Source organism: Streptomyces griseus subsp. griseus, assembly GCF_003610995.1.
Lineage (GTDB): Bacteria > Actinomycetota > Actinomycetes > Streptomycetales > Streptomycetaceae > Streptomyces.
The window spans coordinates 26,622-40,440 of sequence record NZ_CP032543.1; the positions used below are offsets into that span (position 1 = coordinate 26,622).

Below are 13,819 nucleotides of genomic sequence, written 5' to 3' on the forward strand. Positions count from 1 at the left end.
CATTGCGTCAACGGCTGAGCGGCGGTGTCCTACGGCATGGTGTAGGACGCCCGTGAGGTCACCTGGCAACAGCGCGGTCAGCGAAAGGAGTTGACCTCAATCGAGGTCGAGGTTCTAGTTTTGCCCCCATGGACACCATGAACTCCACTCTCCCCGCCAGCGATGCTGACGAGCAGCGGATCCGCGAGTTGGTCGCGCGGTCCCAGGAGGCGCAGATCGATCCGGACGTACTACCTGCGATGCACGCTACGAACGTGGCGATCGTCAACCTGGCTGGGCGGCGCCTCTTCGGGCGTGCTGCCTTCGCTTCGGCCATGGCCGAAGCGCTCTCTTCCCCGCTCAAAGACATCCGGACCTCGCTGGAGGTCGACGATATTCGGTTCACCACCCCCGACGTCGCCATCGTCAGTCTCACCAAGACCGTCCATGACGAACGTCATGAGGCGGAGGGCTCGTCCGAGCTGCCTTCCGTCGGTGTCACGACCTACGTTTTGACCCGACAGGGCGACGATTGGCTCATCGCCCTGTCTCAGACGACACCGGTCCGCTGAGTCGAGCAGAGGGCGGTTTCCGCGAATGCCATGTCGTTCGAGAATCCGAACCATCCGCGAGCTCGGGCGACATGGCGACTCCTCTGGCCGAAAGCACGTCGTTTGACGGATGCTCTGCGACAGGACACTTACAGCTTCTCGCCGGTTGGCGGGAAGCGCGAGGAAATGCCACGTTCGTGAGACTGGACAGCTGTGTCACTGGCTTGAGACAGCGGAAGAACCGCAGGTCGGCGAGCACGGCCTGTGCCACGAGCGACGAGACCCTACAGGCCTGTGGGGTTTCAAATTCCGTTGACCCTCCACCAGAAGCAGATCACCACCAAGGTCAACGACACCGTCGGCCCCGGCGCCGTCCGGCGCCCGGAGATCCTGGGCCCGGCCGTACTCGCCTCGCCGTCACCCCCGGACATCCGCGCCCGCTGCCGCACCGCATCCCGCCACCGCGCCCAAGCAGGAAGCGCAGCAAGAAGCCCCGGAGGGCTACCGCGAAGCCATCGCCGCCCACCGTGCCACCTGGACCAGACAGCAGCACACCCGCCCAAGATCCAGGCCACGCCGTACGGCAGCTCCGCGAAAGACTCCGGGAGCCGGAGGAGCACTTCGCCGACGGCCGCCAGGCCCTCGAAGAGCTCCGCGCGAAAGCGGCTGCCCAGCAGCGGGTCCGGCCCAGCGACGTCTCGCGTGCGCGGGCCTTGCAGCGCCTCGCCGCCGAACGGGCCGGGCTGGCCGCCATCGCCCCGGCGGCGGCCGCGCCGCAGCGGTTGGACCGTACGGCGTGAGGGACAGTTTCGATCCTCACGCCGTGGACGGCGCTTTCCCGACCGCGGCGCCCAGCGCCACACGGTCGCAACCACCGTGGACGCCGCAATGCCCGGGGCCTCCGAGGACAAACGCCGCGCCGCTGCCGACCACCAGGTCCTCTTTGACCACATCGACCGATACGGCGAGCTGTCGGCGCAGCGCCTGTTCACGCGGGCATTCGTCGCCCAGGTACGGCGCCTGTCCGGCCTCGGGCACCTGAACCTCGGCTACATCAGCTAGAAGGCCGTGACGGGTTCCATCGAGCGGAACGGAACCGCTCCGGCCGCCGTCGGGGCTGCTATTGGCGGCAACCCCAGCCAGGCCATCGTGGTATCTGCACGCCTCGACCGGTACTTAACGGTCGGCTCGGGTCGGGGACGATGCCGTACCGGATTCTGCGATGTGTCGCTCTACGTAGGCATCGACGGCGCGCTTGAGACAGGGTTCCGTGAAGCCGGGCAGGCGCGCGCTCATTCCTTCGTACCGAGCCTTGATCTTGCCTCGGCTGGGGCGGACGACTCCGACTTCTCTCAAGAGAGCGCACAGGTCAGGTCCGATGGTGTTGGGGTTGTGGTTCAACGTGACGGCCAAATCGCGCGAGGCGATTTCCTTTTCAGGAAGTGCGCGGACCACGGCGTAGGCGCGGGCAAGAAGCTGTGGAACGCCTTCCCGGGTCTTCGCGTCCACCGACCGGGTGGAGGAAGTAGTGCTGGGCTGAGTCGGCACGCGTCCTGGCGTCTGGTTGGGGCTGAGTACCGGAGGCAGGAAGGAGACCGGAGCCGGAGGCTTGCGGCTGCTACAAACGATTCCTCAAACTGACCATGTAGGAAACGCTCTAAGAGGTCCTAACAAAGGCGTTGGACGTGTCGGTGAGTGATGAGGCAGGTGGCGAGGCCGAGGAAGGCTTCGTGGATGTCGTCGCGTCGTTCCCATCGGACACGGAGACGCCGGAATCCGTGCAGCCAGGCGATGGTCCGCTCGACGACCCATCGGTGGACGCCGAGGCCGGAGCCGTGCGGGACACCGCGTCGGGCGATGACCGGTCTGATGCCCTGAGCCCAGACGAGGCGGCGGTATTTGTCGTGGTCGTAGCCCCGGTCGGCCAGCAGCATGTCCGGTCGCCGCCGTGGCCGGCCGACCAGGCCGGCCACGGACGGGACCTTGGCGAGCAGGGGCATCAGCTGAGTGACGTCGTTGCGGTTTCCGCCGGTCAAAGACACCGCGAGCGGGATGCCCTGTCCATCGACGAGAACGTGGTGCTTGCTGCCCGGCCGTGCGCGGTCGACCGGGCTCGGTCCGCTTTTGGGCCGCGTCGGGCGGCCCGGACATGGCTGGAGTCGATCACCGCCCGCGACCAGTCCAACTGCTTCGCCGAGCGCAGCTTCTTGAGCAGGACCACGTGCAGCCGGTCCCACACGCCGGCATCGTTCCAGGCGGCGAGCCGTCGCCAGCACGTCATGCCCGAGCCGAAGCCGAGCTCCTGGGGCAGGTACTCCCACTGGATCCCGGTGTGGAGCACGAACAGGATCCCGCACAGAGCCTGCCGGTCGGGTACCCGCGGCCGCCCCGCCACCAGCTTCGGCGCCGGGACCGGCAGCAACGGCTCGACCAGCGACCACAGTTCGTCCGACACGATCCACGGCCGGGAGTTCCTCTTCGCCACGAACGGACCAACGAGCAGCCAGGCCGACAGTCACATGATCAACAACTTCTGTTAGGACCTCTAAGAGCACGCAACACGATCTTGTCGACGTTGGCGGGTGGGGCGTAACCGGTGACCGCTCCGGCCACGGCGGCAACGTCGGCTCGATCAACGCGCACAACTCGTCGTCCGCGACCCGCGGTCGAGTATCCACAACATCACGAACGGCCCACTCATCACATGGCTCACGCCCGCTCAGGGCATCTCGACAAGACCGTGTCCCGGGCTTTCACCATGGGTGTTGCACCGGAGTGCCGACGTTCGCGGACGGGCCATGGTCTCGGACGTAGACAGTGATACGCGCTCCGTTGACCCGCGTTGTTGCGTGCTCGCGAAAATGGCGTCGCAAGGTATCTGTTTTCGCCTTCTCCTGTGGGTCGGTGAGAGTGTCCGCGCGCGCCACGCGGACCGTGACGATCCGGTGGAACTGCATCATGCGGAACGCGATGTCGCGGGCGGGAAGCTCGACACCGGCGAGCGTATTCGACTCGACGGGGTCCTGTGCCAGTGCGAGATCTGTCAGGTGGCGGGTGTCCCCGGGGTAGGTCGCGGCAAGGATTCTGTGTCGGCTCGCGAGGTAGAGCAGCCCGTCCCCAGGGCGGCCTTCCTCCCGCACGGCGGCGCCGATGGCGGTGGCGTCGTTGCTCCGGCTCTGGGGAGTTCTGAGCGACATGCTCGACGGAACGAGCGCGGCCAGGGCCGCGATGGCCGCGATGTACACGGCCGGGGTGTACCGCGGTAGTCGGGGTCGGCGCATGTGGTCCAGCCAGGCACCCAGCAACAGGGCGATCCCGATGTCGCTGAACAGCACGTAGCGGTCGACGAAGAGCGGCTTGATCACAGAGACGGTCAGCAGCAGCGCACCCGGGAGAACGAGAATCGGCACGGTCAGCGCGGCGACGCTGACGGGCCCCCTGCTCCGCAGAGGAGCACGCGCGCACAGCATCCCCACCACCACCGAGACCAATAGGGGGTAGGGATTTACCGGTCCGCCGATCCAGGACACCTGCTCCGACTGCCCCGCGCTGACGACGACGAGCGGCAACAACCCGATCACCACACCCGCGGCGGTGACGCCCCATGCCCTCAGCACCCGTTTCGGAGTGCGGGAGACAATCAGCGTCACACCGTGTGCGGCCAGGGCGAGCACCGCGAACTCGTGGAGCAGGCATGCCAGCAGCATGGTGAGGCCGTACGCTGCCCAGCGCCATCGGCCGCGCCGCGAGACGTTGGCCACCAACGCGCACGAGGCCCAGGCGATCAGCGCGCAGACCATGGCGTAGGACCGGCCCTCCTGCGCGTATTTCTGTACCTGGGGTAGCAGCGCGAACACCAGCCCGGCCAGTAGTCCGGCGCGGGGTCCCGCCAGGCGCAGTCCGAGAAGTCCCACTCCGCTCGCCGCGGCGGCCATGGCCAGCACGGACGGTAGTCGCAAGGACAGCAGCCCGGCGCCGAAGAGATCGAAGATCACGTGCATCACGGAGTAGTGCAGGGCGTGGACCAGGTCGACGTGCTGGACCGTGTGCCAGATCTGGGACGGCTCGCGCTCGGCGAGCTGGTAGGTGACGGCCTCGTCCCCCCACATGGTGTTCTGTCTGCGGATGCCCCACAGCCCCATGACCAAGGCGAGCGTGGCGGGTAGGACGACGGTCAGAGCTTTGCCCCGGGCAGAGGGCCGTTGTGCGCAGGCCGGCCGAGCCGGATCCGACCCGGTGGCGGCGGGAGCGCGTACGTCGAGGGACATCGGCGGCGGGACCTTTCGGCGGGGGAGAGGCCGCCACTGTGCCCGGCCCGAGGTGGCCGGTTGCTGACCCAACCTGACCGGCCGATCAGGAACTTTGCGGATGCTGTGCGAGGCTGCACGGCATGCGCATCCTGGTGGTCGAAGACGAGGTGGACCTCGCCCGGACCCTGCACACCGGTCTGACCGCCGAGGGCTACAGCGTCGACCTGGCCTATGACGGCCGGCAGGGGCTGTGGATGGCCCGGACCGGTGAGTACGCCGTGGTCGTCCTGGACTTGATGTTGCCCGGCCTCAACGGCTACAAGGTCTGCGCCCAGTTGCGCCGCGAGGGCAACGCGACTCCGATCCTGGTGCTCACCGCGAAGGACGGGGAGTGGGATCAGGCGGAGGCTCTGGACACGGGTGCCGATGACTACCTGGCCAAGCCCTTCTCGTACCTCGTGCTGGTCGCACGGCTGCGGGCCCTGGTCAGGCGAGCCTGCGCCGTCTCCCCGCCTGTGCTCGCTGTCGGGGACCTCTCGCTGGATGTCGCCGCCCGGGTCTGCCGCCGGGCAGGAGCGCGGGTGGAGCTCACCCCCAGGGAGTTCTCCGTGCTGGAACTTCTGGCCCGCCGGGCGGGCCAGGCGGTCTCCAAGGCGGATCTGCTTTACCACGCGTGGCCCGATGACGCCCTGGACCCGAATCTGGTGGAGGCCCGCGTCAGCGTGCTGCGCAAGAAGGTGGACGCCGCGTTCGACCGGCGGTCCTTGCAGACCGTGCGGGGTATCGGCTATCGCTTGGTGGACGACCGTGAACACGGCTGAGCCGCGACGCGGCCTGCGGCCCCGGTCCGTGCGGGCCCGCACCGCCCTGGCCGTCGCCTCGACCGCCGCCGTCGTCCTGGCCGCCATCGGGTGGTGGCTGCACGGCGACGTCTACCGCCAGAGCACCCAGATCGCCCAGGACCAGGCCCGGGCCCCTCTCCTCGCTCTCGTGGACCACCTGCGTGCGGGCGTGATCCCCAGCCGCCGAAGCACCGTGCCGTACGAGATCGTCGCGACCGGCCGTAGCACGGCCGTCGCATCCGGCGGCGGAATGGACGTCTTCGCCCCGGGCTCCCCCCATGTTCTGCCCGCCCCGCCCCGGCTCTCGGAGTCCACCGTCAGTGATGATTCAGGCTGGTACTACGAGAGCGGTCCCATGCGCATGCCGGAACTCCGCGACGAGCACGGGCGCAGGTTCGCCCTGGGTGGTGGTACCTACCCCGTCCTGTCCACCAATGTCTGGGCCGGTGAACTCAGCAGCGCCCAAGCCGCACATCTGGGGGTCGCTCCGGACGCCACACTCCGGGTCCACGTGGTGGTACTCCCCGACACGGCCGAGGCGATCACCGCCACCATGGGCCTCCTGCTGCTGCGGGCCGGACTCGTCGGCCTGGTGCTGCTCTCAGCCGTCACCTACTTCACCGTGCGCATCGCGTTGCGGCCGGTCGAAGCGATCCGCGCAGCCACCGCCTCGGTCACGCCGAGCGACCCCAGGGAGCGCGTCACCGTGCCCGCCACAGGGCACGAGATCACCGCGCTGGCCACCACCATCAACACCACTTTGCAGCGTCTCGACGACGCCGCCGCCCGGCAACGGCGCTTCGTCGCGGACGCGGCCCACGAACTGCGCAGCCCGCTCACCACCCTGCTGGCCACCCTCGAAGTGGCGCTCGCCTACCCGGACCGCACCGACTGGCCCGGCACGGTCACCACGGCCGCACGGCAGGCCGGACGTCTTCAGGCCCTCGCCGAGGACCTGCTGCTCCTCGCCCGCCTCGACGCCCGGCAACCGGAGTCCGACCGCGGCTCCGTCGACCTGGAGGTTCTCGTCTCCCAGCTGGCCGAACGGTACGAGCGGCCTCCCGACGGCCCGGTGGTGTTGACCACGGACACCACCGGACCCGCCCACGCGCGGGGCAGGCCCGAGGAGTACGAGCGACTGCTGCGCAACCTCGTCGACAACGCCACCCGTCACGCCGCGAGCCGCGTCCAGGTCACCCTGAGGAAGCAGGACCGGCAGGTGATCCTGTCCGTCCACGACGACGGGCCAGGCGTACCCGCCGAGAACGCCGAAGCCATCTTCGAACGCTTCGTCCGGCTCGATGACGCCCGCTCCCGTGATCGCGGGGGCACCGGCCTGGGCCTCCCCATCGCACGCGAACTCGCCCACCACCACGCGGGCACCCTCGCCCTCGTCCCCTCGGACACCGGCGCATGCTTCCAACTGCGCCTTCCCCAGGCGCCGCCGCCGGCCAAGTAATGATGCACCTCGCCTGCACCCTGCCCCTCTGGAAACGCCTCAAGAAGGCCGATCATGATCGTGTTGCGTGCTCTTAGAGCGTGTCCTACATGGCCAGTTGGCGGTTGTGCTGTTCATGGGAAGTGGAGGGTGGGGATGGATTGTTCCGGACGGACTGTGGGAGATAGCGAGGCCGTTACTGCCGTCGGCCAGAGTGCGGCCGCAGGGCGGCGGGGTCACGAACATCGATGATGAGGCGGTCTTCGCGGCGATCATCTACGTACTGGTCAGCGGATGCGCCTGGCGGGCCCTGCCGCCGTGCTTCGGTGCGTCGAAGTCGACCGTGCACCGACGATTCGTCATCTGGTCGAGAGCCGGGGTGTGGGGCCGGCTGCATCAGAAGATTCTGCAGCTCCTGGATGAACGGGACTTGATCGATCTGTCCCGGGCGGTCCTGGACTCCGCGCACGTGCGCGCTAAAAAAAGGGGGCGAACTTGCAGGTCCGAGCCCCGTGGACCGGGGCACGCCGGGTTCCAAGATGCACGTCCTGTCCGACGCGGACGGACTGCCCCTACGCGTCGGGCTCTCCGCGGCCAACACCCACGACAGCCTCGCTCTGAAGCCCATGATCACCGGCCACCAAACGAGACACGACCCTCATTGCGGGCGGTACTTCAAGCCGACGGCTGCACGCGGACAAGGCATACGACGTCCCGCACCTGCGGAAATGGCTACGGGGCAAGCGCATCGGCGTACGCATCGCCCGGAAGGGAATCGAGTCCGGCGAACGCTTGGGCCGACGCCGATGGGTCATCGAACGCACCATGTCCTGACTGACCGGCTACCGCCGGCTCAACCACCGCTACGAACGCCATCCGCGCAACTACCTGGCCTTCCTCGGCCTCGCAGCCGCCCTCTGCTGCTACAAACGACTCGTCCGCCTCACCACATAGGACACGGTCTTAGGGCCTGTCATCAAATGATCTTGGGTGGTGGATCATGTCGGGGTGATTCGTCGTCATGAACTGTCCGATGCGGAGTGGGAGTTCGTCCGTCCGCTGCTACCCCTGTCGTTGCGGGGTCGGAAGCGGGTGGATGCCCGGAGGGTCCTCAACGGAATTGTGTGGAAGTTTCGGACGGGTTCGGCCTGGCGGGACGTGCCCGATCGGTACGGACCGTGGGCCACGCTCCATACCCGTTTCCGCCGGTGGGCGAAGGACGGCACGTTCGCGAGGATGCTCCAGGCCGCGCAGGCCAGGGTGGACGCGGCTGTAGGCATCGACTGGCTGGTGTCGGTCGACTCCACGGTCGTGAGGGCCCACCAGCACGCGGCCGGGGCCCGAAAAGGGGGGCCCTCGGCCCCGCGCTCGGACGGTCAAGGGGTGGGCTGACCACCAAGATCCACCTTGCGTGCGACGCTCTGGGCCGACCGCTGGGACTCGTCCTGACCGGCGGGAACGTCAACGAATGCACCCGTTTCGCTGAGGTGCTGGAGACGATACGGGTGCCCCGCGTCGGCCCCGGGTGACCCCGCACCAGACCGGTTCACGTCCTCGGCGACAAAGGCTATAGCTCCCGGACGATCCGCACCTGGCTGCGGCATCGTGGCATCGCCCATACCATCCCCGAACGTGCTGACCAGGTCCGGAACCGAGCCCGGCGCGGCAGCCGCTGCGGCCGGCCACCGGTCTTCGACCGTGAGATCTGCAAGCGGCGCAACGTGGTGGAACGCTGCTTCAACCGGTTGAAGCAGCGGCGGGGCATCGCCACCCGCTACGAGAAGACCGCCGAGTCCTACCAGGTGGCTGTGACCCTCGCATCGCTCTTCATGTGGGTGTGAGTCCCGCGAGGACTGCCGGCTCATTCACGGACCGTGGAGTTCGGTCTCCCACGCCTGGAACGGCGGCTCGACCTCGTACGTCGGGTCGCAAGCGCGGCGAATCCACTGTGCGGCACGGTACTGCGCGTCTCCGTCATTCAGCACCGCGCCGTCCGCGTCGACTTCCAGCACATTGGCATAGATCGCGAAGACCTCCTCCAACGACGAACCGAACTGGAAGAGAACCGGTCGATGGTCAAAACCGTCGAGCAGGTCAACGTCGATGGTGCCGTTGGCCAAGTAGAAGGCGAAGAACCGAAGCGAAGCACGCACGTCGACTGGAAGATGTCCCACCAGCACATCATGCCTGCTGTCCACATCGCCCGGGAAGATCGTTTGACGACAGTGCCTAGGCCGGTCACCGGCTCCAGCGCCGACCCCAGACTCCGGCAGCTCCCCGCACCGCGTCACCGACCCGGCCCGCCTTCACCGGCCCCGCCACACCCCCCTCCGCCTCAACGAGAATCGAACCCCGCCCTCCAACGGCACCCGAGCCAACTGCAGCCCCACATCACCCCTCCCTCAACACCGCCCCGCGGCGGCCACATCCACACCGTACGCGCACAGACAGACACCGCGAACTCCCCGACGGCGAGGGCTGATTGGGCCTCCTTCTGCCAGTCACCCCGCACAACCGCACGACCACCACGCCAGGAGCGAACAGCCGGCCGGCGGCGAGCCGCGGGAGCGATAGCCGTAGCCGTCGGGGCAGCCCTTGCCTGCATCGGCTTCGTCGAGCTGGGAACCGGAGTCGGCCCCGGGCAGGCACCGGACCGAATAGACAAAGGCAGCCTGCCGGTTCACCCCAGATCCGGCCGAGCTGTGGCCTCCGACGGCTGGATGCCCGCACCACCGGTCCGCATCCGTATACCCGACTTCGGGCTCGACCAGCATCTGATCGGCCTTCGCGTTAGCAGGACGGCCGCGGCGTTCCCGACGAAGCCGAAACCATAGGGTGGTGGAGCGACGGTCCCCGCCCGGGCGCCCCCGGCGCAGCGGTCGTCGTCGGCCACGTCGACTCCGCCAACGGTCCCGGAGCCTTTCAGGGACTCTCCATGCTCGACCCGGGCGACAAGGTGAGCCTGGTGCGGGAGGACCGGTCGACCATCACCTTCACGATTCGGGCCCTGCGCCAGTACGAGAAGGACGTCTTTCCTGACAGTCAGGTCTATGCGACCAGCAGTCCGCCCTCCCTGCACCTGATCACCTGCTCGGGCGCCTACGACCGCAGCCGAGGTGAGTACCGGGACAACCTCGTTGTCTACGCCAGCCTCGACAAGGTCAGCAGCCGAACGGAATGAAGCGCGCATCCCTGAGCGCCGGAGGTCAACTTGCCGGTGCGAACAGCTCCAGAGCGATGCCGTCCGGGTCGCGGAACTCCAGGATGTATCCCGCTCCGATGTCTTTGATCCCTTCGTGAGCCACCTCGAGCTGGTCGAGGTGGCGCGCTGCCCGCTCCAGGTCCGCCCGGCCGTCCACGGCGAAGCTGACGTGGTCCAGGCCTACCCGGTCCTCGTCGAAGCGGTCCGAGGCCACAGGCCGCAGACCGAAGAGGGAGTCCCCGAGCTGGTAGATCACCCCACCGAAGAGGAACGAGAGCTCCTCCCGGGTTTCCTCGTCGGCGTCGGGAGGTAGGTCGAAGGCCACCGGCAGCCCGAGGACCGCATCGTAGAAGGCGCGGGAGCGCTCGATATCGGTAACGGTGAGACGGACGTGGGCGAAAGCGCGGGGCTGAATCGTCATAAACCTCATGATCCACCCTTCCAACGTGTTCCCAGGGTCTCCACTCGCCGACCGGTCCGGCGAGTCCTCGGTGCTGGGCCTCGGGGCCGGAGGGCCTGGGCCAATCGGTAAGGAATCCTCTCGCGGGCCAATCGCCGCCCGTCCGGTGGCGAATGGCCTGTGCGCGGTCGCGTGGGAAGAAGCACCGCCCACTGCGGTGTCATCGACTATGGCCGCCGTACCCGTTCCTCCCGGAGCCCGGCGAGTTCCCCGCTGCTTGCGCGTGCAGGGCCCGCCCCCGAGGAGCAGGCCCTGCACGCGGTGCTTCTCCAGCGGCCGTGCAGGTGCTCGGTGTAGAAGTAGCCGCGCTCGGCCTCGAAGTGGGCCTTCTTCTCCCTGGCGTAGGTGATGCCGTACGTGCCGCCGAAGTTCGGGTACTCCGCGCTCGCCTTGTGCCCTTCAACGTGCTGGTAGCCGCCGGCCTCCCCTCCCAGTCGTTGGCGGCGGCGACAGTGGCCAGGGTGAACACGATGCGGCGAAGCATGAGTGTCCCCCTCGAAAGACGTAACTACTGTCGGGCGGCACGAACTCTTACCGATTCCCGGCCGTACGCCAAAGTACCCCGCCTCACCGGAGCAGTAATGCACCCTTCTAGAGCCTTGGTTGACAGCTGACCGTTGAGCTGGGTGACCATGAGAGCTGTGGTCGTGCGCCGGTCCGTCGCGGTGTCACAGAGGCTTTAGGCAGGCGGTAAGCCGCGACCGCGTTCGTAGAGTCCTTATCCCGCGCGAGTGGCCCGATGACCGGTCTCCACCACGCTCTCGAGGAATTCTTCCCATTACTTGCCCCGGTGATGGCTGTGCGACGTCCGACCGGGAAGAGCAGGTCGATCGTTCGCCTGTGCATGGCCGGCCGGTTCCGCCTCCGGCGCCCTCGCCGGTGACGGAACCGGGTGCCGTTCGGCAACGTCCGGGCTTCAGGGCCAGTGCCAGGCTCCACAGCCCCTACCTGCTCGTCAGCATGAGAGCGAGTGTTGCGCGCTTCCCCCGCCCGAGGGAGCCCCGGCGGCGCTGCAGGTCAATCGATGGTGACGACGACGGACGGCCAGCCGCTGGCCCCGTCGGGTACGGTGCCTGTGCGTTTCTCCGTCTGTACTTCGCCGCCGCGTTCGGTGGCGCGGACGGTCAGGGTGTGGCTGCCGGGCGTGGCCTTCCATGGGAAGGACCACTGGCGCCAGGTGTCGATGTTCGCCTCCGCCGCGAGGCCGGCGTCCCGCCAGGGGCCGTCGTCGACCCGGACCTGAACGCGGTCGATACCGCGGTGCTGCGCCCAGGCGACGCCGGCGACCATCACCGTTCCGGCCCTGGACCGGGACAGCGGCTTGGGAACATCGATCCGGGACTGGGTCTTGATCGGTGCCCGACGGGCCCACGAGCGCTTGACCCAGTACGGGTCGTAGTCGGCGAACGTCGTGAGCTCGATGTCCTCGATCCACTTGCAGGCGGAGACGTATCCGTACAGACCCGGAATGAGCATGCGGACGGGGAAGCCGTGGATGAAGGGCAGCGGCTGCCCGTTCATCCCGACCGCCAGCATCGCGTCACGCCCGTCCATGGCGGCCTCCACCGGGGAGCCCAGCGTCATGCCGTCGACAGAGCGCGCAACGAGCTGATCGGCGGGACCACCCTTCGAGGGAGATCTGACACCTGCTTCGGCCAGGACGTCGGCCAGCCGTACGCCCAGCCACCGCGCGTTGCCGACGTACGGCCCGCCGACCTCGTTGGATACGCAGGTCAAGGTGATGTCCCGCTCGATGAGTTCACGCCGCATCAGGTCCTCGAAGGTGAGGGTGACCGGGCGGGTGACACCTTTGCCGTGGATGCGCAGCCGCCAGGTGTCGGCGTCCACCTTTGGCACGACCAGCGCGGTGTCGACGCGGTAGAACGCCTTGTTCGACGTGGTGAAGCGGCTGATACCCGGAACCTTGAGCTGAGTGCCGGGCGGCAGCGGAGGTGCGGGCGAAGCCGGGGCGGGCAGCCGCACCGCGTTCCGCGACTCGACCGCCGCTTGCGAGGCGTTGCCGGTGAGATAGCGGCCGAGCGCTCCCACGCCGAGGGAGGTGAGCGCCGCCGCCGAGGCGCCGATGACGAACCCTCGGCGGTCCCAGCCCGCGCCGCGATCCGGGTCCGCCGTGGTCCTGCCGGCGCGAGGGGGCTGGGTGAGCCGCCCGATGAGGTAGTAGAGCAGCGCCGCTGCCACCACGGCGCCGACCACCGAGGGGAGCGCGTCGGTGAACCCCGACGAGTCCGGCCGGGTCAGCGCGGCGGCCGCGCCGATCACCCCGAAGATCAGAACCCCTGCGGCGCCGGCCCGCCGGAACCGGAGTGCCACCACGCCCAGCACGATGGCCAGCGCGGCCAGCGCGGCGAGGATGCCGAGCTGCAGAACCAGCTTGTCGTCCTCGCCGAAGTGGCGGATCGCCCAGTCCTTGACCGGTGTCGGCGTACGGTCGATGGTCGCCCCGCCTACAGCTGTGAGGGGCCCGGCCTGCGGGCGGACCGCGGCGGAGACCAGCTCGGCGACCGCGAGGGCCGCGAACCCGGCGAGCAGGCCGCTCAGTGCCCCCAGAGGCAGACGGACCCAGAGTTTTGCAGATGTCGTCACATCTCAGAGTCCAGACCAACTGTGGTTGTTTCGCCCTCCTGCCAGGCCGGCCCGACGGGATGCCACCCGAATGCACGACAGGGACGCACGGTTGCGGTCGGAGACAGACGGCCATAGCCGCAGGGCTGGCGGCCAGCCGGAGCGGTACGAGTAGCCTCCGAGCGGCCAGCGGCTCCCCGCGGAATGGGAGCGGCCCTCGTGCATCCCCTTCGCGGGAGGGCCGGTCATGTCACCGCGCCCCCAGTCCCCGCTGAGGACACCGGCAGGCGAGCCCTGCCGGTGTCGGCCTTCCTCCGCAGTACCGTGCTGCCCAAGCTCCCCAGAAAGTGTGAGGACGACGCAGAGCCTGGCCGAGCCGTACCGCGACGAGCGCCCGTCGCACTTCTTGCGGATGTGTCAGCCGCGAGAAGCCACCCCTCCCCGCTGGGGCGGCGTTCGCCGAGTACGGGCGCAGCTTCGACTTGGCGGCCGGCGAGATCTTGAGCGTGATTGC

General features: G+C 68.3%; 11 protein-coding genes and 3 pseudogenes. 8 read left to right on the plus strand and 6 right to left on the minus strand.

Annotated elements, in window-relative coordinates; translation table 11 throughout:
* Positions 1 to 128: 128 nt before the first annotated feature.
* The 3 genes from D6270_RS00130 (at position 129) to D6270_RS32400 (ending at position 1,592) form a co-directional block, all read left to right on the plus strand.
* Positions 129 to 551: an SgcJ/EcaC family oxidoreductase gene (locus tag D6270_RS00130; RefSeq protein ID WP_202419544.1), complete on the plus strand. Its 423-nt coding sequence runs from the start codon at positions 129 to 131 to the stop codon at positions 549 to 551.
* Positions 552 to 1,057: 506 nt separating this feature from the next.
* Positions 1,058 to 1,330, plus strand: coding sequence for a hypothetical protein (locus tag D6270_RS00135; protein ID WP_109167810.1), 273 nt, complete (start codon positions 1,058 to 1,060; stop codon positions 1,328 to 1,330).
* A gap of 76 nt (positions 1,331 to 1,406) precedes the next feature.
* Positions 1,407 to 1,592 (plus strand): hypothetical protein, encoded by a 186-nt coding sequence (locus tag D6270_RS32400; RefSeq protein WP_158650459.1) that lies wholly within the window; start codon positions 1,407 to 1,409, stop codon positions 1,590 to 1,592.
* A gap of 114 nt (positions 1,593 to 1,706) precedes the next feature.
* Here D6270_RS32400 and D6270_RS32405 read toward each other — a convergent pair whose 3' ends face one another.
* From D6270_RS32405 to D6270_RS00145, 3 genes and pseudogenes are all read right to left on the minus strand, one after another.
* Entirely contained in the window at positions 1,707 to 2,039 is a 333-nt protein-coding gene (locus D6270_RS32405) for a hypothetical protein (protein ID WP_158650460.1), read from the minus strand.
* A 158-nt stretch (positions 2,040 to 2,197) separates the two neighbouring features.
* Positions 2,198 to 3,015: pseudogene (locus D6270_RS00140) on the minus strand (IS5 family transposase).
* A 268-nt stretch (positions 3,016 to 3,283) separates the two neighbouring features.
* The gene (locus tag D6270_RS00145) at positions 3,284 to 4,798 is read right to left on the minus strand and encodes a glycosyltransferase family 39 protein (protein ID WP_109167809.1); all 1,515 of its coding nucleotides are present in this window, start codon (positions 4,796 to 4,798) and stop codon (positions 3,284 to 3,286) included.
* A gap of 122 nt (positions 4,799 to 4,920) precedes the next feature.
* Here D6270_RS00145 and D6270_RS00150 point away from each other — a divergent pair, with 122 nt between their 5' ends.
* The 4 genes and pseudogenes from D6270_RS00150 (at position 4,921) to D6270_RS00165 (ending at position 8,901) form a co-directional block, all read left to right on the plus strand.
* Positions 4,921 to 5,601, plus strand: coding sequence for a response regulator transcription factor (locus D6270_RS00150; RefSeq protein ID WP_109167808.1), 681 nt, complete (start codon positions 4,921 to 4,923; stop codon positions 5,599 to 5,601).
* Entirely contained in the window at positions 5,588 to 7,081 is a 1,494-nt protein-coding gene (locus D6270_RS00155; RefSeq protein ID WP_109167807.1) for a sensor histidine kinase, read from the plus strand. The genes D6270_RS00150 and D6270_RS00155 overlap by 14 nt, the downstream gene beginning before the upstream one ends.
* A gap of 115 nt (positions 7,082 to 7,196) precedes the next feature.
* Positions 7,197 to 8,014 (plus strand): annotated as a pseudogene (locus D6270_RS00160) (IS5 family transposase).
* Positions 8,015 to 8,071: 57 nt separating this feature from the next.
* Positions 8,072 to 8,901 (plus strand): annotated as a pseudogene (locus D6270_RS00165) (IS5 family transposase).
* 24 nt (positions 8,902 to 8,925) lie between these two features.
* Here the strand turns inward: D6270_RS00165 and D6270_RS00170 are convergent.
* Positions 8,926 to 9,234: a DUF7677 family protein gene (locus D6270_RS00170; RefSeq protein ID WP_109167847.1), complete on the minus strand. Its 309-nt coding sequence runs from the start codon at positions 9,232 to 9,234 to the stop codon at positions 8,926 to 8,928.
* 656 nt (positions 9,235 to 9,890) lie between these two features.
* On the opposite strand from D6270_RS00170, the gene D6270_RS00175 reads away from it, so the two are divergent.
* On the plus strand, positions 9,891 to 10,241 hold the full coding sequence (locus D6270_RS00175) for a sortase domain-containing protein (protein ID WP_109167806.1): 351 nt from the start codon (positions 9,891 to 9,893) through the stop codon (positions 10,239 to 10,241).
* 25 nt (positions 10,242 to 10,266) lie between these two features.
* Here D6270_RS00175 and D6270_RS00180 read toward each other — a convergent pair whose 3' ends face one another.
* Positions 10,267 to 10,683 carry a VOC family protein gene (locus D6270_RS00180; RefSeq protein WP_109167846.1) on the minus strand — a complete coding sequence of 139 codons (417 nt, stop codon included), beginning with the start codon at positions 10,681 to 10,683 and terminating at the stop codon, positions 10,267 to 10,269.
* Between the two features lie 1,056 nt (positions 10,684 to 11,739).
* On the minus strand, positions 11,740 to 13,326 hold the full coding sequence (locus D6270_RS00190) for a molybdopterin-dependent oxidoreductase (RefSeq protein WP_109167805.1): 1,587 nt from the start codon (positions 13,324 to 13,326) through the stop codon (positions 11,740 to 11,742).
* Positions 13,327 to 13,819: the final 493 nt, after the last annotated feature.

Excerpts from the sequence above, each read along its gene's own strand:
- D6270_RS00150 (WP_109167808.1), top strand. The coding sequence starts at position 4,921 with ATGCGCATCCTGGTGGTCGAAGACGAGGTGGACCTCGCCCGGACCCTG.
- D6270_RS00145 (WP_109167809.1), bottom strand. The coding sequence starts at position 4,798 with ATGTCCCTCGACGTACGCGCTCCCGCCGCCACCGGGTCGGATCCGGCT.
- D6270_RS00130 (WP_202419544.1), top strand. The coding sequence starts at position 129 with ATGGACACCATGAACTCCACTCTCCCCGCCAGCGATGCTGACGAGCAG.
- D6270_RS00180 (WP_109167846.1), bottom strand. The coding sequence starts at position 10,683 with ATGACGATTCAGCCCCGCGCTTTCGCCCACGTCCGTCTCACCGTTACC.